The 23,088-nt window shown below is 67.5% G+C and carries 24 protein-coding genes; 16 read left to right on the top strand and 8 right to left on the bottom strand.

Annotation, left to right across the window (positions count from 1 at the left end):
* Positions 1–117: 117 nt before the first annotated feature.
* From IBX22_RS21105 to IBX22_RS21080, 6 genes are all read left to right on the top strand, one after another.
* Positions 118–2,121, top strand: a complete 2,004-nt coding sequence (locus IBX22_RS21105) for an AMP-binding protein (RefSeq protein ID WP_194817229.1) — start codon at positions 118–120, stop codon at positions 2,119–2,121.
* 111 nt (positions 2,122–2,232) lie between these two features.
* Positions 2,233–2,616: a hemophore-related protein gene (locus tag IBX22_RS21100; protein WP_194817228.1), complete on the top strand. Its 384-nt coding sequence runs from the start codon at positions 2,233–2,235 to the stop codon at positions 2,614–2,616.
* A 47-nt stretch (positions 2,617–2,663) separates the two neighbouring features.
* Positions 2,664–3,362: a response regulator transcription factor gene (locus IBX22_RS21095; protein WP_194817227.1), complete on the top strand. Its 699-nt coding sequence runs from the start codon at positions 2,664–2,666 to the stop codon at positions 3,360–3,362.
* Entirely contained in the window at positions 3,359–4,693 is a 1,335-nt protein-coding gene (locus IBX22_RS21090; RefSeq protein ID WP_194817226.1) for a HAMP domain-containing sensor histidine kinase, read from the top strand. Before IBX22_RS21095 ends, IBX22_RS21090 begins: the two co-directional genes overlap by 4 nt.
* A 46-nt stretch (positions 4,694–4,739) precedes the next feature.
* Positions 4,740–5,441: a YafY family protein gene (locus IBX22_RS21085; RefSeq protein WP_194817225.1), complete on the top strand. Its 702-nt coding sequence runs from the start codon at positions 4,740–4,742 to the stop codon at positions 5,439–5,441.
* A 69-nt stretch (positions 5,442–5,510) separates the two neighbouring features.
* Entirely contained in the window at positions 5,511–5,888 is a 378-nt protein-coding gene (locus IBX22_RS21080) for a VOC family protein (protein WP_194817224.1), read from the top strand.
* 87 nt (positions 5,889–5,975) lie between these two features.
* Here the strand turns inward: IBX22_RS21080 and IBX22_RS21075 are convergent, their stop codons facing one another.
* Positions 5,976–7,097, bottom strand: coding sequence for a citrate synthase 2 (locus tag IBX22_RS21075; RefSeq protein WP_194817223.1), 1,122 nt, complete (start codon positions 7,095–7,097; stop codon positions 5,976–5,978).
* Positions 7,098–7,249: 152 nt separating this feature from the next.
* Between IBX22_RS21075 and pdxH the strand changes: the two genes are divergently transcribed.
* Positions 7,250–7,978 (top strand): pyridoxamine 5'-phosphate oxidase, encoded by a 729-nt coding sequence (gene pdxH, locus IBX22_RS21070; RefSeq protein WP_228538908.1) that lies wholly within the window; start codon positions 7,250–7,252, stop codon positions 7,976–7,978.
* A 34-nt stretch (positions 7,979–8,012) separates the two neighbouring features.
* Here pdxH and IBX22_RS21065 read toward each other — a convergent pair whose 3' ends face one another.
* Entirely contained in the window at positions 8,013–9,179 is a 1,167-nt protein-coding gene (locus tag IBX22_RS21065) for a transposase (RefSeq protein WP_228538907.1), read from the bottom strand.
* A 300-nt stretch (positions 9,180–9,479) separates the two neighbouring features.
* Here IBX22_RS21065 and IBX22_RS21060 point away from each other — a divergent pair, with 300 nt between their 5' ends.
* Complete coding sequence (locus tag IBX22_RS21060) at positions 9,480–10,784, top strand: citrate synthase (RefSeq protein WP_194817220.1); 1,305 nt, start codon at positions 9,480–9,482, stop codon at positions 10,782–10,784.
* A gap of 33 nt (positions 10,785–10,817) precedes the next feature.
* A complete protein-coding gene (locus tag IBX22_RS21055) occupies positions 10,818–11,177 on the top strand; it encodes an FKBP-type peptidyl-prolyl cis-trans isomerase (RefSeq protein WP_194817219.1) in 360 nt (119 codons plus the stop codon).
* A gap of 50 nt (positions 11,178–11,227) precedes the next feature.
* Here IBX22_RS21055 and IBX22_RS21050 read toward each other — a convergent pair whose 3' ends face one another.
* Positions 11,228–12,403 carry a hypothetical protein gene (locus IBX22_RS21050; RefSeq protein WP_194817218.1) on the bottom strand — a complete coding sequence of 392 codons (1,176 nt, stop codon included), beginning with the start codon at positions 12,401–12,403 and terminating at the stop codon, positions 11,228–11,230.
* 71 nt (positions 12,404–12,474) lie between these two features.
* Positions 12,475–13,050 (bottom strand): hypothetical protein, encoded by a 576-nt coding sequence (locus tag IBX22_RS21045; RefSeq protein WP_228538906.1) that lies wholly within the window; start codon positions 13,048–13,050, stop codon positions 12,475–12,477.
* Positions 13,051–13,192: 142 nt separating this feature from the next.
* On the opposite strand from IBX22_RS21045, the gene serC reads away from it, so the two are divergent.
* The 3 genes from serC (at position 13,193) to IBX22_RS21030 (ending at position 16,689) form a co-directional block, all read left to right on the top strand.
* Positions 13,193–14,317 carry a phosphoserine transaminase gene (gene serC / locus IBX22_RS21040; RefSeq protein WP_194817216.1) on the top strand — a complete coding sequence of 375 codons (1,125 nt, stop codon included), beginning with the start codon at positions 13,193–13,195 and terminating at the stop codon, positions 14,315–14,317.
* 224 nt (positions 14,318–14,541) lie between these two features.
* The gene (gene sepH, locus IBX22_RS21035) at positions 14,542–15,690 is read left to right on the top strand and encodes a septation protein SepH (protein ID WP_194817215.1); all 1,149 of its coding nucleotides are present in this window, start codon (positions 14,542–14,544) and stop codon (positions 15,688–15,690) included.
* 252 nt (positions 15,691–15,942) lie between these two features.
* On the top strand, positions 15,943–16,689 hold the full coding sequence (locus tag IBX22_RS21030; RefSeq protein ID WP_194817214.1) for a DUF6928 family protein: 747 nt from the start codon (positions 15,943–15,945) through the stop codon (positions 16,687–16,689).
* A 2-nt stretch (positions 16,690–16,691) separates the two neighbouring features.
* On the opposite strand, the gene IBX22_RS21025 is transcribed toward IBX22_RS21030, so the two are convergent.
* Together IBX22_RS21025 and IBX22_RS21020 are read right to left on the bottom strand one after the other, a co-directional pair.
* Positions 16,692–16,976, bottom strand: coding sequence for a DUF2537 domain-containing protein (locus IBX22_RS21025; RefSeq protein ID WP_194817213.1), 285 nt, complete (start codon positions 16,974–16,976; stop codon positions 16,692–16,694).
* A complete protein-coding gene (locus IBX22_RS21020; protein WP_194817212.1) occupies positions 16,973–17,776 on the bottom strand; it encodes an RNA methyltransferase in 804 nt (267 codons plus the stop codon). Before IBX22_RS21020 ends, IBX22_RS21025 begins: the two co-directional genes overlap by 4 nt.
* 99 nt (positions 17,777–17,875) lie before the next feature.
* Here IBX22_RS21020 and IBX22_RS21015 point away from each other — a divergent pair, with 99 nt between their 5' ends.
* The gene (locus tag IBX22_RS21015; protein WP_194817840.1) at positions 17,876–19,081 is read left to right on the top strand and encodes a GNAT family N-acetyltransferase; all 1,206 of its coding nucleotides are present in this window, start codon (positions 17,876–17,878) and stop codon (positions 19,079–19,081) included.
* Positions 19,082–19,129: 48 nt separating this feature from the next.
* On the top strand, positions 19,130–19,543 hold the full coding sequence (locus IBX22_RS21010; protein WP_194817211.1) for a YccF domain-containing protein: 414 nt from the start codon (positions 19,130–19,132) through the stop codon (positions 19,541–19,543).
* Positions 19,544–19,546: 3 nt separating this feature from the next.
* On the opposite strand, the gene IBX22_RS21005 is transcribed toward IBX22_RS21010, so the two are convergent.
* Positions 19,547–19,984, bottom strand: a complete 438-nt coding sequence (locus IBX22_RS21005) for a MarR family winged helix-turn-helix transcriptional regulator (protein ID WP_194817210.1) — start codon at positions 19,982–19,984, stop codon at positions 19,547–19,549.
* A gap of 62 nt (positions 19,985–20,046) precedes the next feature.
* On the opposite strand from IBX22_RS21005, the gene IBX22_RS21000 reads away from it, so the two are divergent.
* Positions 20,047–20,286 carry a DUF2530 domain-containing protein gene (locus IBX22_RS21000; RefSeq protein WP_194817209.1) on the top strand — a complete coding sequence of 80 codons (240 nt, stop codon included), beginning with the start codon at positions 20,047–20,049 and terminating at the stop codon, positions 20,284–20,286.
* Here the strand turns inward: IBX22_RS21000 and IBX22_RS20995 are convergent.
* Positions 20,283–22,331 carry a neutral/alkaline ceramidase gene (locus IBX22_RS20995; RefSeq protein ID WP_194817208.1) on the bottom strand — a complete coding sequence of 683 codons (2,049 nt, stop codon included), beginning with the start codon at positions 22,329–22,331 and terminating at the stop codon, positions 20,283–20,285. The two genes, IBX22_RS21000 and IBX22_RS20995, sit on opposite strands and share 4 nt — an antisense overlap.
* 128 nt (positions 22,332–22,459) lie before the next feature.
* Between IBX22_RS20995 and IBX22_RS20990 the strand changes: the two genes are divergently transcribed.
* Positions 22,460–23,086, top strand: coding sequence for a TetR/AcrR family transcriptional regulator (locus IBX22_RS20990; protein ID WP_228538904.1), 627 nt, complete (start codon positions 22,460–22,462; stop codon positions 23,084–23,086).
* Positions 23,087–23,088 lie beyond the last annotated feature (2 nt).

The following is a 23,088-nucleotide window of genomic DNA, read 5'->3' as shown; positions in this document are numbered from 1 at the left end:
GCCCATTCCAGGCAAAAGCAAAGGTCACGACACCCACCCGGGTGTCGCGTGAAGTCTGCCACAATCATCCAGATCTATCGAGGCGGGTATCGAGGCGAGGGCTAGGGAGTCACAGCAGTGGGTGCGCAGCACGACTACCGACCGGTCTATCAGACCAGCTTGGTGGATCCCGCCGAGTTCTGGACCAGCGCTGCCGAGGCGATCGACTGGGATGTGCCGCCGACTCAAATTGTCGACACCGCAGCGCGACCGGTGCCTCGTTGGTTCCCGGATGCTCGCCTCAACACCTCCTACAACGCCCTGGACCGGCACGTGCTCGGCGGCAGCGACAGCCGAGCGAACCAGCCCGCACTAATATACGACTCGGCTATGACCGACACCAGGGGTCAATTCACCTACGCCGAATTGCTGGACGCGGTAGCCCAATTCGCCGGCGCGATGGCCCGGCTCGGCGTCAAGGTCGGCGACCGCGTGGTCATCTACCTGCCGATGATCCCCGAAGCCGTGATCGCCATGCTGGCCTGCGCGCGCATCGGCGCGGTGCACTCGGTGGTGTTCGGCGGCTTCGCCGCACCCGAGCTCGCGGCCCGCATCGACGACGCCGAGCCAGTGCTCATCGTCACAGCTTCCGGCGGCCTGGAGCCCGGCCGCAAGATCGATTACCCGCCGATCGTGTTGCAGGCGTTGGACCTTGCCGAGACCACCGCGCCGCGGCACGTGATCGTCAAACAGCGGCCGCAGTTCCCGACCATGAAGTTCGCGGAGATGCAGGAGGCGACCGAGTCGCTGCCGAGTTCCGCGGCGACCGTGGCCGTGCGCTGGCTGGACTGGGCCGACGCGGTGCGCGACGCACCGTTCGCCGACCCGGTGTCGGTGGCCGCGACCGACCCGCTCTACATCCTCTACACCTCCGGAACCACCGGAAAACCCAAGGGCGTGGTGCGCGACAACGGCGGGCACGCGGTGGCGCTGGCCTGGTCCATGCGCAATATCTATGACGTCGGCCCGGGCGAAGTCATGTGGGCCGCTTCCGATGTCGGCTGGGTCGTCGGGCACTCCTACATCGTTTACGCACCGCTGCTGGTCGGGGCGACCACGCTGCTCTACGAGGGCAAGCCGGTCGGCACCCCGGACGCGGGCGCGTTCTGGCGCGTCGTCGAACAGCATCAGGTGCGGGTGCTGTTCACCGCGCCGACCGCACTGCGCGCCATCCGCAAGGCCGACGCCGAGGCGACCCTGGCGCACCGCTACGACCTGTCCTCGCTGCGCGCCCTGTTCTGCGCGGGCGAGCGGCTGGACCCGGCGACCTTCGAGTGGGCCACCCACACCCTGCTCGACACCCGCCCCGACTGCCCCGTGGTCGACCACTGGTGGCAGACCGAGACCGGCTGGCCGATCTGCGCCAACCCGCTCGGCCTGCAACAACTTCCGATCAAGGCGGGCTCGGCCTCGGTGCCGGTGCCCGGTTACCGCCTGCGGGTGCTCGACGCCGAGGGCAACCCGGTGCCGCCGGGTGTCGAGGGCAATATCGTGATCGGCCTGCCGATGCCGCCCGGCACGCTGACCGGGCTGTGGCACGACGACGAGCGCTTCACCCGCTCCTACCTGGAGGCCTTCCCCGGGCACTACCTCTCCGGCGACTCCGGCTATTTCGACGAGGACGGATACCTGTTCGTCCTCGGCCGCAGCGACGATGTGATCAACATGGCCGGCCACCGCCTGTCGGCGGGCAGTATCGAAGCGGCCATCGCCGGGCATCCCGCGGTCGCCGAATGCGCGGTGATCGGGCTGCCGGACGAACTCAAAGGCCAGATACCGATCGCCTACGTGGTGCTCAAGGAGAACATCTCGGTCGATCCCGGACAGTTGCGAACGGACCTGACCCGCCGGGTGCGCGACCAGGTCGGCGCGATCGCGCAGCTGGCCGACGCGGTGATCGTCGCGGGTCTGCCCAAGACCCGCTCGGGCAAGATTCTGCGCAAGACGATCCGTCAGATCAGCGCGGGCGACCACTACGACGTGCCCTCGACCATCGAGGACCCGTCCGTGCTGGTGGCGCTGGCCGATCAGATCATCACCACCAAGGCCGACACCGGGGAATTCCCGCGCATCACACCCTGAGCGAATCCCGCTCTCCTCAGAGGTTTCTCATTCGGGGTTAAGACACGGGCCAGAGCGAGGGAATAGCGTCGAGGTGATCAGCAACCCCCTCGATTCACGGGAGTGACCTTCATGAAGCGTTTTTCTGCTCGCCCTGCTATCGCCCTGCTCGCCGGCGGTGCGGGTGCGGTCGCCGTGCTGCTCGCGCCGGGCGTGGCCAACGCGGGCCCGATGGAACTGGCGGCCCCGCTGCTGAATTCGACGTGCACCTTCGAGCAGGTCGACGCCGCGCTGCACGCCAAGGCGCCCGCCCTGGCCAACATCCTCGACAACAACCCGTCCCAGAAGGCCGAGCTGAAGGCCAAGTTCGATCTGCCGGTGGAGCAGCGGCGCGCCGAGTTCCAGCGGATCATCGAGGAGAACCCGGACCAGGCCGCGCAGGCCCAGAACGATCCGCGGGCGGCGGGCATCGCCAACACGATCGCCGAAGTAGCGGCCGTCTGCCACACCTACTGAGCCTCACCTTGACCGATCCTGCCGAATGGGCGCGGCACAATGACCCTGTGACGGCTAACCCAACGGTGCTTGTTGTCGACGACGACGAGGATGTGCTCGCTTCGGTCGAGCGTGGACTGCGGCTGTCCGGTTTCCGGGTGCTGGTCGCCCGGGACGGGGCAGCCGCCCTGCGCAGCGTGAACGAGCACGCGCCCGACGCGATCGTTCTCGATATGAATATGCCGGTGCTCGACGGGGCCGGGGTGGTGACGGCGTTGCGGGCCATGGGCAACGAGGTGCCGATCTGCGTGCTCAGCGCCCGCGCCTCGGTCGACGATCGGATCGCCGGACTGGAATCCGGCGCCGACGACTATCTGGTGAAACCGTTCGTGCTGGCCGAATTGGTGGCGCGGATCCGGGCGCTGCTGCGGCGGCGCTCGGACACTCCGGCCCCTGAAACTCCTGGTGCGATCACCGTCGGACCGCTCGAGATCGACGAGGCGGGCTATCGGGCACTGCTGAACGGCCACGAAATCGAGCTCACCAAAAGGGAATTCGAACTCCTGTCCACGCTGGCCCGCAATGCCGGCGTGGTGCTGAGCCGGGAGCGGCTGCTGGAATTGGTGTGGGGTTACGACTTCGCCGCCGACACCAATGTGGTCGATGTCTTCGTCGGTTATCTGCGGCGCAAACTCGAAACCGAGGACACCCCAAGGCTTCTGCACACGATACGCGGCGTCGGATTCGTGCTGCGGCCGCCGAAATGAAGGCATTTTCGCTGCGCACCCGCGTCGCGGGCGCGGCGGCGATGGGCGCGATCATCATCGTTACCCTGTTGAGCCTCATCAGTATTCGCGCGATCGAGCGCAATAATCTGCAGCAGAGCGATCAGCAACTGCGGCTGGCTTCGCGCCTGGTGCTCATCGACCCGGTGGTGGCCGTCCGGCTGATCGGATTGACGGGTTTGAACAACGACATCGCCGTCACCGTCCGGGACAAGGGCACGGTCGTGGCCAGCAGCCAGGTCCAATTGCCGCAGGGCCCAATGGGTTTCCGCACCGCGATGGTCGGCGGCAGCTCGTACCGGTTGCTCGCCACCACCGAGAACCAGCCCTCCGGACGGGTGGTGACACTCGGCATTCCGGCCGAGGAGGCCGCGCGGGCCACCGCTGAACAACGGCAGTGGGTGCTGGCCGGTGCGCTGATCGCCATCGCCGCGGCCGCCGCACTGGGCTGGCTGCTGGCCGGACGCGCGGTCCGCCCCATCGTCCGCCTCACCCGGCAGGTTGCCGGGCGCAGTGGTTTCGCCGATCCCGCCGATCCGCCTGCGCCCGTTGACGGTTCGGGCGTCCGGGAGGCCGAGCAACTGGCCGATGCGGTGAACACGATGCTGGCCCGCGTCGACGAAGCCCAGGCGGAGACCGCCGCCGCACTGGAGACGGCTCGCGATTTCGCCGCCGTCTCCGCGCACGAACTGCGCACCCCGCTCACTGCCATGCGCACCGACCTGGAGGTGCTGCGCACCCTGGACCTGGACGAGGCCCAGCGCATCGAGATCCTCGTCGACCTGCAGCGCAGTCAGGGCCGGGTGGAGACCACCCTCGCGGCGCTGGAGCGTTTGGCCACCGGCGATCTCACCAATGAACGCGATCATGTGGACACCGACGTGGGCGACCTGTGCGACCAGGCGGCCCACGACGCGATGCGGCATTTCCCCGGCTTGAAGGTCAGCATCGACTCCGATGCCGAGCTCATCACCCGCGGCCTGCCCGCCGGGCTGCGACTGGCGATCGACAACGCCCTGGCCAACTCGGTCAAGCACGGCCGCGCCACGCACGCGCTGGTCTCCGCGCACCGAACACCCAACGGGCACATCATGATCACCGTCGACGACGACGGCCAAGGCATCCCGGCCACGGAACGCGAGGCCGTGTTCGATCGGTTCTACCGCGGCAGCCAGGCCAGCAAGGGCGGCTCCGGACTCGGCCTCGCGCTGGTCGCGCAGCAGGCCCAGCTCCATGGCGGCCGAGCCTATTTCGACGACAGTCCGCTGGGCGGGGCGCGCCTGGTGCTGGATCTACCCGAACGGGAACGCTGACCGGCGCTGGGCAAAAGATGTCGGTGGGCAGGTCTACGGTGACTGCGTGAACCGGACGGATCGGTTGTACGCGATCGTCGAAGAGCTCCGGGCGATTTCGCCCCGCCTGCGCACGGCTCGGCAGCTCGCCGAGCGCCATGGGGTGAGTCCGCGCACCATCGAACGCGATATCGCCGCGCTGCAACAGGCGGGCATCCCCGTCTACGCCGATGTCGGGCGGCGCGGCGGCTACGCGCTCGAGAAGAGCATGTCGCTGCCGCCCTTGAACTTCACCGCGGCCGAAACCGTGGCGCTGGCCTTGGCTTTGGCGCGCAACCGAGGTGGGCCGTTCGACCATGCCGGCCGCAGCGCCCTGGGCAAGGTGCTGGCCGCCATGCCGGAACGCAACGCCGCCGCGGCCCGTGATCTCGCCGCCCGGGTGCGGTTGGTCGATCCACCCGGCGCACCGGCGGTGCCGGAGATTCCGCCGGTGATCGGGCACGCCATCGAGCGCCGGCTGGTGCTGCGCATCGGATATCTGGACCAGCACGGGCAAGCCAGCGAGCGCACGGTCGAGCCGGTGGAACTCTTGAACGGCACCCACGGCTGGTATCTCATCGCCTGGTGCCGATTGCGCGACGGGTTCCGGGTCTTCCGGCTGGACCGCATGCGCACGCTGACGCTCACCGATACGCCCGCGCCGATCCGGCCGCGCGACGGCTACCCTGCCAGTCCGGCGGACCACGAGGTCCGCGCGGTCGCACTCTGAGCCGGCCCGGAAAAAGAATTCTGGAAACACCGACAGGGGGTTGTCGCCGGCCCGGGTGAACGTTGTCCTATGACAACTCCCGCCATCAATACCGTTTCGTGGTTCCAGATCGGCAGCGACCGACCGGAGCAGGCCCAGCAGTTCTACGGCGAGCTGTTCGGCTGGAACTTCACCGCCGACCCGAACCTCGAGGGCTACGACCTCATCAACTACCCCGGCAGCGATATCCCGAGCGGCGGCATCGCCCACTCCCCCGACGCCTCGGCCAACCACGCGATCTTCCTGGTCCTGGTCCAGGATGTGGCCGCCACCGTCGCGCACTCGGAACGCCTGGGCGGCAAGGTGATCCAGCCACCCACCACCTCCCCCGACGGCCTGGTCTTCGCCTACCTGGACGACACCTCCGGCAACCGGTTCGGCGTCTTCACCCCAGCGCCCAAGCCCTGACCCGTTCGTCTACTCGAGCCGATACGAGACGAGCCGGGCACTCGGGAATCCTGTCCCGAGTGCCCGGCTCGCCGGTTCAGATATGAATCAGGCGTGCGCGATATTCGCCCAGCCCGCAACCTCTTCCGGCTTGCGGGGGGCCGGGCCGGTGTAGATGGCCGCCGGACGCACCAGCTTGCCGAGCTGCTTCTGCTCGAGGACGTGCGCGCACCAGCCGGCGGTACGGCCGCAGGTGAACATCGCGGGCATCATGTGCGCCGGGACCTCGGCGAAGTCCAGGATCACCGCGGCCCAGAACTCCACATTGGTCTCGATGGCGCGATCCGGGCGACGCTCACGCAGCTCGGCCAGCGCAGCCTGCTCCAGCGCCGCGGCCACCTCGTAGCGAGGGGCGTTGAGGCGCTTGGCGGTGGCGCGCAGCACGCGGGCGCGCGGGTCCTCGGCCCGGTAGACCCGGTGCCCGAAGCCCATCAGCTTCTCCTTGCGGTCCAGGATGCCCTTGACCAGAGCCCGTGCGTCACCGGACTTCTCGACCGCTTCGATCATCGGGAGCACACGGGCCGGGGCGCCGCCGTGCAGCGGGCCGGACATGGCGCCGATCGCGCCGGACAGCGAGGCCGCCACGTCGGCGCCGGTGGAGGCGATGACGCGGGCGGTGAAGGTGGAGGCGTTCATGCCGTGCTCGGCGGCGGAGACCCAGTAGGCGTCGATGGCCTCGGTGTGAGCCGGATCCGGGTCACCCTTCCAGCGGGTCATGAAGCGCTCGGTGACGGTGGAACACTCGTCGATCTTCTTCTGCGGCACGGCGGGCTGGTAGATGCCGCGCGCGGACTGCGCCACATAGGACAGCGCCATGACCGAGGCGCGCGCCAGGTTCTCCCGGGCGGTTTCGTCGTCGATGTCGAGCAGCGGCTCGTAACCCCAGATCGGGGCGAGCATCGCCAGGCCGGCCTGCACGTCGACGCGCACGTCACCGGTGTGCACGGGGAGCGGGAACGGCTCGGCGGGCGGCAGGCCGCGACCGAACTCACCGTCGACCAGCAGGGCCCACACGTCGCCGAAGGTCACCCGGCCACCGACCAGGTCCTCGATGTCGACGCCGCGGTAGCGCAACGCACCGCCGTCTTTGTCGGGCTCGGCGATGTCGGTGGTGAACGCCACCACGCCCTCGAGGCCGCTGACGAAATCACTGGGGACGGCGGTAGTCATGTTGGGACTCTCCTTGCACTACGGATCCGTAGCGACTGCTTGCAGGTCGCTCGAAATGGTCAGCATGGTTTCTCGTCGATGAGATGGCTCGCCGAGCACATGCCGATCAGGAAAACGATAACTCTTTGCTACCCCGGAGTAACGTCTGGCCCATGCAGGCGGAGGACAATTTCCCGGTCGGCCGCAACCCGGCCGACAACGTCTCGACCACCGACCTCGCGGGCATGCGCGTGGACTACGGGGTACTGCACTTCGGCAGTGGCGAGGACACCGATCTCGACGAAACGTGGCTGGCCGGGGGCTGGGAACCCTTGTTACGGCACTGGATCGAGCAGGCCACCGCAGTCGGCATCGCCGAACCCAACGCCATGGTTCTGGCCACTGTCGCACTGTCCGGGGGTACCCCGCGCCCGGTAGCCAGAACCGTGCTGTGCAAGGGTCTCTCGCCCGCGGGTGTGACTTTTTACACCAACTACGACTCGGCCAAGGGCACCCAGCTGGCCGGGGTACCGTTCGCGGCGGCCACCTTCCTCTGGCCCGCGCTCGGCCGTCAGGTCCATGTGCGCGGCGCGGTGGCGAAGACGCCCATCGAGACGACCACTGTCTACTGGCGCTCGCGCCCTCGCGATTCCCAGCTCGGGGCCTGGGCCTCACACCAATCCCAGCCTGTCGGCACCCGCGCCGAGCTGGACCGGATCCTGGCCGAGACCACCGAGCGCTTCGCCGATGTCGACGACATCCCGGTGCCGCCGCACTGGGGCGGCTACCTGCTGCGACCCGACGAGGTCGAGTTCTGGCAGGGCCGCCGGGGGCGGCTGCACAACCGGATCGTGGCGCGCATCGACGCCGAAGGCATGCAGGTGCAACGACTACAACCTTGATTCCTCCCCCGCCTAATAGCGGGGGATTCCTGGCTCATGCTGCCTGAACGCTCGGCGAGCGTCCAGGTCTTGCGCAATCAGCACCAGCAGGGCGGAAACCAGCCCTATTCAGTATCACATGCGCGGAGTTCTTGTCCCTGGGGGAGGTGAACCCGCAGTGCTCGCATCCGTAGGTGCGTTCGGACAGCGGGAGGCGGTGCTTGGCTCTCGCCCCGCACATCCGGCAATCCATAGTCGTATGCGCTGGATTCACCAGTCGCATATCCCGGCCGTGCTTGCGTCCCATCTCGAGCAGCGCGGTCTTCGTCGCTCCGATCGCCGCATCCGCCGCCTTTCGCGCCATCGTCGACTTCGCCAGGAATTTCGGCCGGAAGTTCTCCACCGCGATCTGATCGAACTCCCGCGCAACGCTTTTCGCCCATTTACGTGCGGTGTCCTGGCGTTGCCGTGCGATCTTTTTGTGCAGCTTCGCCGTCTGCCGTTTGGCTTTCTTGTAGCCGCGCGAGCCGGGCTGACCCTTCTGCGGTCTCCGCCGGGCCATCAGCTTCTGGTAGTGGGCGAGTTTGGCGGCGGCTCTCCTACCATGCTGCGGGTGGGGCAGATCGTGAGCGTCGCTGGTCGTGGTCGCGATTGTGGTGACGCCCCAGTCGATTCCGATCGAGCGTCCCGTCGGGGGCAGCGACTCGGCCTGGGCGGGGATCACGAAGCTGGCGTACCAATGACCGAGACCGTCTCGAAACACCCGGACACTCGAGGGGGTGGCGGGTAGTTCCCGTGACCACACCGGACGCACCACCACACCACCCGCGAGGTGCAGGAGGCCACCTTTGATCCGGAACCCGCGAAGCGTGTAGTTCAGTGTGGGGGCGGCGAGATCCTTCTTCTTGAACCGGGGCATACCTGCCCGGCGCTGCTGCGACACACGGTCTTTTATGTCTTTGAGCGCCTTCGCGCGAGAGCGCCCGAAGTCCCGGATGATCTGCTGCTGCGGGACCGACGCTCCCGCGGAGAGCCAGTCCCGCTCCGCGCGCCAGCCGGTGAGTTTTCGATCAAGTGCGGCGGGACCTATTGCCTCCCCGGCCTGGTGGGCAGTGCGAGATTCGGCAACGCACTGGTTCCACACCCACCGGCATCGGCCCCACTCCTGGCCGAGTGCCCGGCGGGCTGTCGCGCTGAGGCGGAGCCGGTATGTGTACCGCATGCTCCCGACCTCCGGGGCTTCGCTCACACGTTCGAGCATATGGGGCTCGATCATGGGCCGGTGCAGATTTCGTCAAGTGGAGGCATCCACTCCACGTAATCACTAGTGATCAATCCAACACACCCGATGCCGCTGTCGGCGTAGCGGGCAAACCTCACGCCTTCACGCGAGGTTTGTGAGGTTCCGCGGTGGGCACCCTCGTTCTCGGGCCGCGTGGACAGCGACTAGCGTCTAGGTAATCGCACCGCCGTGCCGACCGCACTTCGATGCCGACGGTCCTAGCCTGAGAGGGATCCTTCCGTGCCCGAGAAAGACCACATCAACGACGCCAAGCCGGTGCTGAGCTACCCCGGTGGCGAGTACCCCATGACGATCGCCGAAGCCGAAGTAGGCAACGACGGCATCGATCTGGGCAAAATGCTGGCCAGTACCGGGTACGTGACCTACGACCCCGGCTTCATGAACACCGCGTCGACCAAGTCGGCGATCACCTACATCGACGGTGAGCAGGGCATTCTGCGCTACCGCGGCTACCCGATCGAGCAGCTGGCCGACTCCTCCACCTTCATCGAGGTCAGCTACCTGCTCATCTACGGCGAGCTGCCGACGCAGACCCAGCTGGAAGATTTCACCGACCGGATCCGCCGGCACACCCTGCTGCACGAGGATCTGAAGCGGTTCTTCGACGGCTTCCCGCGCAACGCGCACCCGATGCCGGTGCTCTCCTCCGCGGTCAACGCCCTCTCGGCGTACTACCAGGATTCGCTGGACCCGCGCGATCCCGAGCAGGTCGAGCTATCCACGATCCGACTACTCGCGAAGCTGCCGACCATCGCGGCTTACTCCTACAAGAAGTCGGTCGGCCAGCCCTTCCTCTACCCGGACAACTCGCTGTCGCTGGTGGAGAACTTCCTGCGCATGACCTTCGGCTTCCCGGCCGAGCCGTACGAGGTCGACCCCGAGGTCGCCGCCGCGCTCGACATGCTGCTGATCCTGCACGCCGATCACGAGCAGAACTGCTCCACCTCCACCGTGCGCCTGGTCGGCTCCTCCGACGCCAACCTGTTCACCTCGGTATCCGGCGGCATCAACGCGCTGTGGGGTCCGCTGCACGGCGGCGCCAACCAGGCCGTGCTGGAAATGCTGGACGACATCAAGGCCTCCGGCGGTGACGTCAAGGAATTCATCCGCAAGGTCAAGAACAAGGAAGACGGCGTGAAGCTCATGGGCTTCGGGCACCGCGTCTACCGCAATTACGACCCGCGCGCCGCGATCGCCAAGAAGCACGCCGACAACATTCTGCAAAAGCTGGGCGGCGACGATCAGCTCTTCGACATCGCGAAGGCGCTGGAAGAGGCCGCGCTGACCGACGAGTACTTCATCTCGCGTCAGCTGTACCCGAACGTCGATTTCTACACCGGCGTCATCTACCGGGCCATGGGCTTCCCGACCCGGATGTTCACTGTGCTGTTCGCGATGGGCCGACTGCCCGGCTGGATCGCGCACTGGCGCGAAATGCACTCCGAGCCGCTGAAGATCGGCCGTCCGCGCCAGGTCTACACCGGCTACGGTGAGCGCGACTATCAAGCCATCAACAACCGCTGAGTAATCCATCACCTATCGAAGGGGATAGACCGAATGTCGAAGCCGGAGATCGAATTCCAGGCGGGCCCCGCGCCCACCGAGCTCGTGATCAAGGACCTCATCGAGGGCGAGGGCAAGGAAGCCGTGCCCGGCGGCACCGTCGAGGTGCACTACGTGGGCGTCGAATTCGAGTCCGGTGAAGAGTTCGACTCGTCGTGGAACCGCGGCGAATCCCTCTCCTTCCCGCTGCGCGGCCTGATCCAGGGCTGGCAGGACGGCATTCCCGGCATGAAGGTCGGCGGCCGCCGCCAGCTGACCATCCCGCCGAAGCTGGCCTACGGCGATGCCGGTTCCGGCCACAAGCTCTCGGGCAAGACCCTGGTCTTCGTGATCGATCTGCTCGACGCGCAGTAAGTCGAAACCGCATTGCGGCCCGTGTTCCCACCGGAACACGGGCCGTTTTGTCACTTCCGGACGATCTCGACCGGGTCGGTGAGCGCCAGCGCGAGCGCGGACTGCTGGGCGGTGCTGCGCATCGGTAGCGTTTCCATAGCCTTACCCGTCTGGGTATTCAGGTTGTTCACGATGGTCTGCAACTGACCGACCCCGGCGGTCAGCTGCGAGATGGCGCTGGTGACCATCTCGCCGCCCTGTTCGGCCAGCTGCGGCAGGCCCTCGGCGAGTTTCGCGCCCTCGTTCAATTGCGCACTGGCGCTCTGCAATCGGCCGACCACGGTGCGCAGCAGGGTGCCCAGGTCGGTGTTCGGGTCGACCGCGCCGCCGACCAGGAGGTCCAAGCCCGCCAGCTGGCTGCCCGCCTGACCCGAAACAGTCCGCAGCCCTTCGAGTTTGGCGATGATGTCGGCGACCGCCGGATCACCGGCGAAGGGCAGGGCGCGCAGCATCGGCAGGATCTGCTCCAGACCGGTACTCACCGCGGCCGCCGATTGCTGCACCTGGCCGATCGTGACGCCGGTCGAATCCAGGGCGGCGGCAAGCTGATTCGCCTGGAGGGCCGCACCGTCGACGGTGTCGTTGAGGATCGCGATCGCCGAGGTCAACTGCGCGGAGCCGGATTTGGCGAATTCCAGGAAGCCGAGCATTTCCTCCGCACCCGAGCCGAACTGGTCGGCGCTCGCGGCCGCGGAGTTCACACCGGCGGCGAGCAGCTGGGCGGTGAACTGCACGCTCGACAGTTGTGTGCGGGCCTGGGCGACCGCCGCCAGCGCGGCGTCCACCCCGGTCGCGCCGATCAGGTGCGTCACCTCGTTCGTCGCCCCGTTGACCAGGTTGGCGTCCGCGTCGTCGTGGGTGGCCACGGTGACCTCGGCACGTTTGGGTTGCGGGCCCGCGAGCGAGCCGATGGACGTGGTCAGGTCGGCGGGCAAACTGATCACGGCCGCGTAGTCGTCGGTGCTCGCCTCCCCCGGCCGCGCCATGGTCCATTCGTACCCCCGGCCGTCCTGTTCCAGCGCTTTGATCACGCGGTCACCGGTGGGTCCGGTATCGGCATTGATCAAGGCGATTCCGGTCGGCGCGTCATCGGCGAATATCGCGCACGCGGTGACCGTCCCGCCGACCGCTCCGGCCAGCAACAGCGCAACAGTGAAAATGGCCAGGCGGGAGCGTTGTTCGATCACACCGAAAACCGTAAGGGTACGAATTAATGTCCGGGTCGGCGTTTCTCTAAAAGTTCGGTAAGGCGTGCGCCCTATTCCTCGCCCAGCGACGCCGCCCAGTCCACGGCCACGGTTTCCCCGTGATCGACCGTGAAGAACGCGACTTCCAAATGCTGGCCCAGATCGACCAGGCCGATCGCGGTCAGCGGCACCGGCTGGATCAGGCGCACATGCCACGGTTTCGGTTCGTCCCAGGCCCGCAATTCCAGGTCCAGGCGCAGCACCGGGTCCTCACGCCCCGCGTAGTCGGCGGCCACGGGCGCGGTGGCGAGTACCGTGCCGTCGGCCCGGCGGCCGTTGGCGAGGATCTTCGAAACACTCACGGTGGTGGCATCTCCGGAGTCCGGCACGTAGAGCACCAGGCGGTCCGGATCCCCCGGGTCCACCCGGCAGCACACCACGTCACCGGGCTGCATCCCCTCGAGGTCCGCTACGCGCACCCGCTGCCGCACCCGGGTGTCGTAGGGCCGCGCCCCGTCCAGCTGCACCTGCACCGTGAACACACACTCGGATTCCGTTCCGCCGGAAGTACTCTGGCGCACCCCCAGCACGGTCGCGGAGCCGGCGGCACCGTGTAGCAGCAGTTCCCGTCGCGCAGAGTCGGACAACGTTCCGTTCCGCCCGCCGAAGGCGCGAGATCGTCGTGCGCGCAACAGCCACCCCGAGTTAGCCGACGCCAGGTCCATGGGCGGCTACGTTAGCTGGAGTGTGGTCTCGGGCACAGCAATACCACCATCTAGTCTGTTCGCCATGACCACTGCGCTCCCGACCATCCCCGCCGACCTCAAGCCTGCCGACGGACGGTTCGGCTGTGGCCCCTCCAAGGTGCGCCCGGAACAGCTGCAGTCTCTAGTCGACACCGGCGCTTCCGTATTCGGCACCTCGCACCGGCAGAAGCCGGTCAAGGACGTGGTGGCGCGGGTGCGCGGCGGTCTGCGCGAGCTGTTCGCGTTGCCCGAGGGCTACGAGGTGGTGCTGGGCAACGGTGGCACCACGGCGTTCTGGGATGCCGCGGCCTTCGGCCTGATCCGGGAGCGTTCGCTGCACCTGACCAACGGTGAGTTCTCCTCGAAGTTCGCCGCGGTCGCCAAGGGCAACCCGTTCATCGGCGACCCGATCGTGGTGAAATCCGAGCCGGGCAGCGCGCCGGCCCCGACCTCCGACCCCTCGGCCGACCTGATCGGCTGGGCGCACAACGAGACCTCCACCGGTGTGGCCATCCCGGTGCAGCGCCCCGCGGGCTCCGAGCACGCCCTGATCGCCATCGACGCCACCTCGGGCGCGGGCGGTCTGCCGGTCAACATCGCCGACTCCGACGTGTACTACTTCGCGCCGCAGAAGTGCTTCGCCGCCGACGGTGGCCTGTGGGTCGCGCTGATGAGCCCGGCGGCCCTGGCCCGGGTCGAGGAGATCAAAGCCTCCAACCGCTGGACCCCCGAGTTCCTTTCGCTGCCGATCGCGATCGACAACTCCACCAAGGACCAGACCTACAACACCCCGGCGCTGGCCACCCTGCTGCTGTTCGCCAACCAGATCGAGTGGCTGAACGGCAACGGCGGTCTGGACTGGGCGGTCAAGCGGACCCTGGATTCCTCGTCGCGCCTGTACTCCTGGGCCGAGTCCAGCGAATACGCCACCCCGTACGTGGTCGATCCGGCACACCGCTCGCAGGTCGTGGGCACCATCGACTTCGCCGAGTCGGTGGACGCGGCGCAGGTCGCGAAGGTGCTGCGGGCCAATGGGATCGTCGACACCGAGCCGTACCGCAAGCTGGGCCGCAACCAGCTCCGCGTCGGCATGTTCCCGGCGATCGACCCCGAGGACGTCTCGCAGCTGACCCGCTGCATCGACTGGGTCGTCGAAAGCCTCGCCTAGCAAGTAGTAGCCAGCGGTAGTGCACAGTTGATTTCCTGCGACACACCGGAATTCGACACGCCGTAGATCGATTTCTCGCGAGTCGAACAGAGCAGATTAGCGGGTGTAGCGCGTTCTGGGCCGACATTCGGCCCGCGTGTCCTGCCTCGAGAACAACAACTGTGCACTACTGTGGCGCAAGAGCAGTGGGCGGTGTCGCGAGCCGACGCGATAAGGAGGTAACGGTGCGTGAACTTCGAGTGATCGGGGTGACGCCCGACTCCACGCACATCGTGTGTATCGACACCGAGACCGGAAATAAGTACCGGCTGCCCGCCGACGACAAGCTTCGAGCCGCAGCCCGCGGAGACCTTGCCCGATTCGGCCAGATTGAGATCGAGATGGAAGCAACTATGCGTCCCCGCGATATTCAAGCTCGTATTCGTGCCGGGGCCTCCGTAGAACAAGTCACCGAAGAATCCGGCATGCCCGCCAGCCGGGTCGAGCGGTTCGCCTACCCGGTGCTGCTGGAACGCGCCCGGGCCGCCGAGCTCGCACAAAAAGCGCATCCGGTGCGGCCCGACGGGCCCGCCGTGGAAATCCTGATCGATATCGTCACCGCCGCGTTCACCGAGCGCGGGCATACCCTCGACAATGCCGAGTGGGATGCCTGGAAGGACGAAAAGGGCTACTGGGTCGCCCAGTTGCAGTGGCAGAACGGTCATTCCGAGATCGCCGCGCACTGGCGCTACCAGCCCGACGCGCACGGCGGCTCGGTCTCCCCCCTCGACGATCCCGCAGCCGACCTGGTCGATCCCGATTTCGGGCGGGCCCTGCGCGGGCTCGCGACCATCCTGCCCGCCGCGGCCGAAATCGAAGCGCCCGTGGCGGAGCCGGAGCCCGTGGTGGCCGAGTCGCCCTCGCCGCGCCCCGCCGAGACCCGGCCGGCCACGCGCGAAGCCATCGTCCCGCCGCGTCCGGCGGCCCGCCAGAGCCAGCCCGCGCTGGACGAGTACTACGAACCGCAGCGCGCTGTCGCCGCGGGCGGTACCGCCGCCGCCGTTCCGGCTGCGAGCACCCCGCCGCCGGCCGCACCCACAGTGCCTGCCGCACCCGCCGCACCCGCTCCCGCAGCGGCGAGCACCCCGGCCGTCGCCGCGGGCACCAGCACCACTCCGGCTGTCGGCGGCACCGCTCCCGAACAGCCCGCCGCCCCGCCGCCGAGCACCCCGGCCGCACCCCCGGCCGCCGCCGCTACTTCGAATCCCGCTCCGGCGGCCGAGAAGAAGCCCGCCAAGCCGGCTCCGGCCAAGGCCGCGCGCAACAAGCGCGGCAAGGCGCCGATGCCGTCCTGGGAAGACGTGTTGCTCGGCGTCCGCAGCTCCGGTCACTGAGTAGTCCGTACCCGATTCGCGCGCAGCTGTCCCGAGTTGCTGGCAGCTATCTGAAACTCGAATTTTTGAGTCTGCCTGGCGTGTTCGCATGCCGAACCGGCGGCATTGACCGATTTGTGCGGGTAGATTTTGATGTGAGCCTTCGACACACCAGTCGGTGGCGGGCAGTTCGCGGTAGCCGGAAGGGGTTCGCCGACGCCGAGAGTTGCTAAGTGTTTGCGTCGCTGGTGCAACCATCGGGAGGTACCGTCAATGCTGTCCAAAGCCTCGACTCTCTGGTACGTCGACGCCCCAGACCCGTTGGCGGTGTTGCGGGATCACCGCGACCCCGACCCGGAAGCCGCCCTGGCCTTGGCCAAACAGCTGCATGCCGACCGCGACGTGCTGCCGATCATGGTCGGCACCCTCTCCGGTTGCGCCGGACCGCCCGTCGGCGAGGTGTACATCGGCTGCTATCCCGGTGTGACCGTGGTGTGTTCGGCGCAGGCCGCGATGATCCGCCCGACCGCGCTGCCGGAATTGCTGGTGCGCCCGCTCGCCTCGGAACACACCTACCTGATCGCCTTCGACTCCGCCTACAGCTGGGGCGCCTACGCGCATTGGGAGCGTGGCGAATTCCGCCGCGCCTTCAGCTCCACCCGGGTGAACATCCTGGAAGACGAAGGCCTGCCGCTGGTGTGGGAACGGCCGTTCTGGGCGGGCGAGCATCCGGTGCGCTGGCGCGCGGGTGAACTACCCGACCCGCAGTTGCTGCCCTTCGATCCCCCCGATTTCGCCGACGCCGCCAACAACGAGTGGCTCGGCTTCCGCTACCGCGCGCCCGCCCCGGCGGAAGCACTGACCCCGCGCGATATCGCGGTCTGCGGATTCACGCTGTATCCGAAGGGGCAGGCGCCGGACCCGGCCACCCTGCTGCCGCCGGAGGAACCCGATCTAGCCGTGCGGCCCCAGCGCCGCAGCATCTTGCACTGGATCCGGGGCCGCGACCGCGTCTCCTGACCTCAGCCGAAGACGAGGCCGAGGAACAGCGCGAACCAGGCCAGCAGCACCCCGGCCGCGATCCCCGCGACCACCCACCTGGTGACCGGCGCCGCGCGCCAACGCCAGGCGGTGGGTGCGGCGCCGCCCGCCGCGACCAGGTTCACCACGATCGACAGCAGCGGATGCACCCGTGCGAGCGCATCGCCGAAGGAAAAGACGGCCGCCGCGGTCAGCAGCGCGACCAGCACCGACACGGTGATCCCGGACGCCCACGGTGTCGGATCTCGATACTCCCCTGGATTCACGATGTCCTCACCCGCTCATAGAACGCCATCGCGGCGGCCGTCGCCACATTCAGCGAATCCGTGCCCGGCGACATCGGGATCCGGGCCCGGATGTCGGTGGCCCGCATGGCTTCCTCGGTCAATCCCGGCCCCTCCGCCCCCAGCAGCAATGCCACCCGCTCCCCCGTCATCGCGGCGGCCAGATTCACCGCGGCCGGGTCCGGGGTCAGCGCGATGATCTGAAAGCCTTTGCGGCGCAGTATATCCAAACCACCAGGCCAGTCCGGGACGGACGCGAACGGTACCCGCAGCACGTGTCCCATGGAGACCCGCACGCTGCGCCGATACAGCGGATCCGCGCAACGATCCCCGAACAGCACCGCCTCCGCGCCCAGCCCCGCCGCATTGCGGAACATGGACCCGAGGTTCTCGTGGTCGTTGACGCCCTCCAGCACCGCGACGGTGCGCGCGTCCGCGAGGACCTCATCCAAGGTCAGTTCCGCCGGCCTGGGCGCGACTGCGAGCACGCCCCGATTCAGATGGAACCCCACCACTTCGGCCATCACCTCGGCACTGGCCCGGTAGTACGGCACATCCATCCCGGCCAGGTCATCGGCCAGCAGCTCATACCGCTTCCCCACCCCGAGCAGCGCGCTCGGCGTGAACCGCGAATCCAGCATCCGCTGCACCACGACCACCCCCTCCGCGATCACCAGCCCCTTCCGCCCGGGCAGATCCGGCCTGCGGTCGGCGGAGGAGAGATCGCGGAAATCGTCGACCCGCGGATCCGCGGGATCGTCGATATCGATCACTTCAGCCACGGCCCTATCCTGCCTGGTCGGCAGCTCGAGCCCGCACACCGGTGGCCGCGCCGCGAGAAAGCGGGTGCGCGCCCGAGTGAGGCATGGGATGGTCGGATGATGACGATGGGATCCGAGGTCACTATTCGTTCGGCCGAGCCTGCCGATGAGGATGCGGCTCGGCTGCTGCATGCGACGGCATTCACTATGCATTCCGACCCGGAGTACCGGGAGCGGTCGGCTCGGCTGTTCGCGCCGGCCGACGATATCGTCGCGGTCGAGGGGGACCGGGTGGTCGGCCGGACCAAGGCACGGACGATGACGCTGACCGTGCCGGGTGAGCGGACGGTACCGGCGACAGGCATCGCAGGGGTCGCGGTGGCGCCGACACATCGGCGACGCGGGATCCTGCGGGCGATGTACACCGAACAGCATCGGCGCACGGAGGCGGCGGGGTTGCCGTTGACGATCTTCACCGCCAGTCAGGCCGGCATCTACGGGCGCTTCGGGTATGGGCCGGCGATCCGGGAGAGCCGGGTCACCATCGACCGGCGATTCGCCGAATTCCTCTCTACCGCACCGGATCCGGGTGGTGTCGACCTCAGCGAACTGCCGGTGGCGGGCACGCGGATCAAAGAGATCTACGACCGGTGGCGCAGGCTCACCCCTGGCGCGCAGGTCCGTCCGGACGCGTCCTGGGAGATCCGGTTCAGCGACCCGGAGGCGTGGCGTGGCGGTGGCACCGCCCTGTTCGTGCTGTTGCACCCGGACGGGTATGTCCTCTACCGATACCACCATCGCGACGCCGGAACGGCGGTCGAGATCGTCGAGATGCGGACGGTGACCACCGACGCGCACGCCGCGCTCTGGCGCGCACTGTTCGGCCTGGAACTCGTCACCCACATCGAAGCGTTCCTCCCCGACCACGACCCGCTCCCCTACCTGCTGACCGACCTGCGGCTGGTCCGGACCGAGGGCCGGCACGACACCCTGTGGCTCCGTCTCATGGATGTCCCGGCCGCCCTGACCGCCCGTGCCTACCGCGCCGATCTGGATGTTGTTCTGGCCGTGCGCGATCCGTTCCGCGAAGCGGGCGGCACCTTCGCCCTCACCGTCCGCGACGGTCACGCCGAATGCGCGCCGACCACCCGAGCTCCGGATATCGAACTCGGCATCGACGTGCTGGGCAGCCTGTACCTCGGGGCCTATCCGGCACGGGTGTACGCCGCGGCAAACCGCTTGCAGGCCAAGGATTCCCGGCATGTCTACGACCTGGAACACGCCTTCTCGGCGGAACGCGAGGCGGAGCTCGGCTGGCACTTCTGAGACCAACATCCCAGGTTCCTGTCAGCATCCAGTCGTATCCTGGGGCTCATGAAGCCGATTCAGCTGGTTCTCAACATCCTCTGGCTCATCTTCGCGGGGTTCTGGATGGCGATCGGCTATGTCATCGCCGGTGTCATCTGCTGCATCCTGATCATCACGATTCCGTGGGGCATCGCGTCCTTCCGGATCGCGGCCTACGCGCTGTGGCCGTTCGGGCGCAGCGCGGTGGAGAAGCCGGGAGTGCGGCCGGGCTCGATGATCGGCAACATCATCTGGTTCGTCTTCGCGGGCTGGTGGCTGGCGCTGGGTCATCTGCTGACCAGCATCCCGCTGTTCGTCTCGATCATCGGCATCCCGTTCGGGTGGGCGAACCTGAAGATGATCCCGCTGTCGCTGTTCCCGCTGGGGCGCGAAATCGTCGACAGCGACCAGCCTTTCGGGGCGCGGGAGTACGCGCGGTGACTCCTATTCGGAGTCGGTGACGATCTGCTTCATGATGCCGACGGCCCGGGTGAGGACGACCAGTTGCTCGTCGGTGAGCTGCGAGAGCTGCTCGGTCATCCAGGCTTCGCGGGCGCTGGCTTCGTCATCGATGAGGGCGCGGCCCGCGTCGGAGAGCGAGACGATGATCTGCCGGCCGTCGGTGGGGTGCGGTTTGCGCTCCACCAGTTCCAGGTCGGTGAGCGAGGCGATCACCCGGGTCATCGACGGCGGCTGCACCCGCTCTTTCGCGGCTAGCGCGCCCGGGGTCATGGCGCCGTCGCGATGCAGGGTGGCCAATGCGGACAGCTGGGTCAACGAGATCTGTGCATCGGCGCGGCGGCCCCGCAGATGTCGCGTCAGCCGTACCACGGCGAGCGAGAGCTCGCCCGCGAGGGCTCGAACATCCGATGGCGTTGTCACAAGGGCAAACGATACGGGACCTGCGGAGGGCGGGCAGGCGGTTCGGTAGCTACGCTTGCTAGGTGACCCAGAAAGTTCCGGAGATCCCGCCGCGCTTCACCGATCCGCGGCCCGTGCTGGCGGTCGGAAGTGCGCTGTGGTTCATCGCGACCATCGTGGTGTGGGTCAGCGGGGACCGCTGGGAAACGTTGCGGCCGGTATGCCTGATGGGGATGGGTGTCGGCCTGCTGGGCCTGACGATCTTCCTGATTCAGCGGCGAGGCGCGCGCCGCGGCGACAAAGGCGCGCAGACCGGGCTCTAGGTCACCGCGAATTCGCTGCTGGTGCCGGTGAAGGGACGCAGTGCGCCGTCACCGCCCAGGCTGTCGGCGAAATGCACGAAGCGGTACGCGCCCGTTTCGGCGTCGGCCGGGATGTCCCAGGTGAACCGGGCCACGGATTCGGAGCTGCCGCGTTTGCTCCAGTGGTAGCGCACCGCCCATTCGCCCTCGTTGGCTACCCGCACCCAGTCACCGGAGCTGTTGCGGCGCTGCACTTCCAGGAAGGTGCCGTTGCGGCGCGGGCTGTGTTTCGGGTGGGCGGAGACGAATTCGGCGGCCGCCTGGTTGCCGCGCTGGTAGGACGCGGCGGGCTGGGTCAGTACATCGCCGAAGGCACGACCCGCCGGGGTGGTGTCCGGGCCGGGCGCGGCCGCGAAGTTCGGCTGCATATTCGACACGTCGCGCGGTGCGGGACCGCGCGGGATCTGCTGTCGGGCCACGAAGGCCCCGGCTAGTCGGGTGAATTCCTGGAGGTAGGCCGGAAGTGTGTAGCGGCCGAACAGGGTTGAGCCGCCCTCGTACTGCTGGGCGTCGTATTCCTCAGGGGTGGTGACGTATTCGTGATAGGTGTTCGCGTATCCCTGTAGCAGGACCTGCTCCAGCGGCACGCCAAGTGTGTCGGCGACAACGCGGCGGATACGCAGCCCGGACACGATGGTGAACTCGCCGCCCGCGGCGGCCAGGTACAGCTCGCCGAGGCGCATGATCTGGATCGGCACCACACTGGGCACCCATCCCAGTAGGCCCAGCGGCGCCACAATCGCCTTGGGCGCCTGGGCATCCGCGAGCCAGCGTGGGGCGGGTTGCCGCGGGTCGCCGACCGCGTCCAGGAACGGATTGCGCACGCCTTCCGGGATCGGGATGCCGGGCAGGCCGGGCCCGTCCTCGGTGCTGCCCGCGATCAGCGCGACGCCGGCCGCGGCGGGCGAGGTGCGCTTGGGTAGCCCGTCGCCGGTGTAGCGCCCGTCGACCGCGATATCGGCCAGATCGATGTAGCAGAGCATCGAGTCGACCGTGCCGCCGATCGTCCGGGCCTGCGCCAGTGCGGTTTTCGAGGCCCGATACTGACGCTCACCGATGATGCGGGTGTTCTCGAACTCGTCCTCGGTGGGCCCGGAGGTGGGGCCCAGGTTCAGATTCGGCGACATGTCGCCGGAGTTGGTCTGTGCGAACGCGGACACGAAATCCGGCTGACCGTCGAGGTATCGGACGCCGTGCTCGGTGTGCTCGTGCGCGAACGAGGCGTAACCCTTGTTGTCACCGCTGATCAAGCGATTCTTGTTGCTCATCGAGGTGTTGTGCGTGGCGAACCAGGTGATGGCCCCGACCTGCTTGCCGCCCTTGGTGATCGAGAGCGCAGTGACCGCCGGGTCGATGCCGGCCGGCGGGAAGTAGTTCTTGTCCGCGTCGGGGTTGCGGTCGTAGGCGATGCGAGACCGGTTGACACTCGCGTCGTGCAGTTCGCCGCGGCCCAGTGCGAGCGTGCCCGGGCTCAGATCGGCGTGCGCGGCGGCGATGGCTTCCACGATGCCGTTCACCTCGGCGTCGTAAACCTGTTGCTGGAAGCCGAGAATCGCGAGGTTGTAGGCGTGGTCGTGGCTGGATCCGCCGCAGGTGGCGTGCGAATGGGTGGAGGTGAGCAGCACGTTCTGCTCGGAGTAGAGATCACCGAAACGCCGTGCCAGCTCCAGCATTACGCCGCGATGCACCGAGCCGAAGATCATGCCGTTGTCGGCCACGACGAAGGCGACGCGCTTGTCGCCGTCGGCAATGATGTACGCCCGCACCCTCGGACGCAGGTGGATGCCCGCCGTGGTCTGCTCCAGCTGGGAGTAGCCCATCATGCCGCATTCGGCGGCCGGACCGGTGATATCGGACAGACCGATGCCGATCAGGTAGCCGCCGGCGGGCGCGGCCGCGGCGGTGGCGCTCAGCGCACCCGGAATACTGCCTGCCGCCGCGACGGTGGCCAAACTCGCCGACCCCACTACGGTCCCAGCGAGAACGGTCCTGCGCGACAACGACATACGTGCACTCCTTAGTCTTCCGATGGCACTGAACCACAGAACTGGACGATCGTCCAGTGTAAGTTTTTCAAGCCAGCGAATTGACTGCACGCGCCACGAGCGCTTAACTCCCTGGGGTGTCCTCCCGATTGAGCGTCGAAGAACGACGGGCCCACCTTATCGAGGCGGCCATTGGGCTAGCCGAGAAAAAAGGCGTTGCCGGTGTGACCACACGCGATGTGGCTCAGGCGGCAGGTGTCTCGCTCGGTGTGGTGCATTACTGTTTCGAAAATAAGGACGCGCTGATGACCGAGCTGGTCAAGGCGCTGGCGATGGAATTACGCGATTCCGTCGACGCCAATGAAACGGTATGGCAAGACGTCGGAAGTGGAAAAGAAGCACTTCAAAAATTGGTGCGCGCGGCACTCGAACTCATGTGGCTCAACATTGAAGCCACACCCGAGCGTCAACTACTCACCTACGAAACCACTACTTACGCCTTGCGAGAAGGCGAGCAAACCCCCGCGAAACTCGCAATCGCGCGCGAACAGTACGCGTTCAACGACGCCACCGTGGCCGACATCCTCGACCACGCCCGCGATGCCACGTCCAACCAGTGGACGGTCCCGGTGCAGTCGCTGAGCCGATTCGTGCTCGAGGTCATCGATGGCATGGTGCTGCGCTGGCTGGTCGACAACGACAGCGAAGCCGTGCGCGGGCAGCTCGACCTGCTCAGCGAAATGCTCACCAACTACACGGTTCCCACCGGTCGCTGAGC

Origin of the sequence: Nocardia sp. XZ_19_385, assembly GCF_015355755.1 — a bacterium.
Lineage (GTDB): Bacteria > Actinomycetota > Actinomycetes > Mycobacteriales > Mycobacteriaceae > Nocardia.
This window is presented reverse-complemented; position numbering and strand designations above follow the sequence as displayed.

Coding starts and splice junctions, on each gene's coding strand:
- pdxH (WP_228538908.1), top strand. CDS start 7,250: ATGCAGGCGGAGGACAATTTCCCGGTCGGCCGCAACCCGGCCGACAAC.
- IBX22_RS21090 (WP_194817226.1), top strand. CDS start 3,359: ATGAAGGCATTTTCGCTGCGCACCCGCGTCGCGGGCGCGGCGGCGATG.
- serC (WP_194817216.1), top strand. CDS start 13,193: ATGACCACTGCGCTCCCGACCATCCCCGCCGACCTCAAGCCTGCCGAC.
- IBX22_RS21030 (WP_194817214.1), top strand. CDS start 15,943: ATGCTGTCCAAAGCCTCGACTCTCTGGTACGTCGACGCCCCAGACCCG.
- IBX22_RS21080 (WP_194817224.1), top strand. CDS start 5,511: ATGACAACTCCCGCCATCAATACCGTTTCGTGGTTCCAGATCGGCAGC.
- IBX22_RS21010 (WP_194817211.1), top strand. CDS start 19,130: ATGAAGCCGATTCAGCTGGTTCTCAACATCCTCTGGCTCATCTTCGCG.
- IBX22_RS21100 (WP_194817228.1), top strand. CDS start 2,233: ATGAAGCGTTTTTCTGCTCGCCCTGCTATCGCCCTGCTCGCCGGCGGT.
- IBX22_RS21075 (WP_194817223.1), bottom strand. CDS start 7,097: ATGACTACCGCCGTCCCCAGTGATTTCGTCAGCGGCCTCGAGGGCGTG.
- IBX22_RS21055 (WP_194817219.1), top strand. CDS start 10,818: ATGTCGAAGCCGGAGATCGAATTCCAGGCGGGCCCCGCGCCCACCGAG.
- IBX22_RS21065 (WP_228538907.1), bottom strand. CDS start 9,179: ATGCGGTACACATACCGGCTCCGCCTCAGCGCGACAGCCCGCCGGGCA.
- IBX22_RS21015 (WP_194817840.1), top strand. CDS start 17,876: ATGACGATGGGATCCGAGGTCACTATTCGTTCGGCCGAGCCTGCCGAT.
- IBX22_RS20995 (WP_194817208.1), bottom strand. CDS start 22,331: ATGTCGTTGTCGCGCAGGACCGTTCTCGCTGGGACCGTAGTGGGGTCG.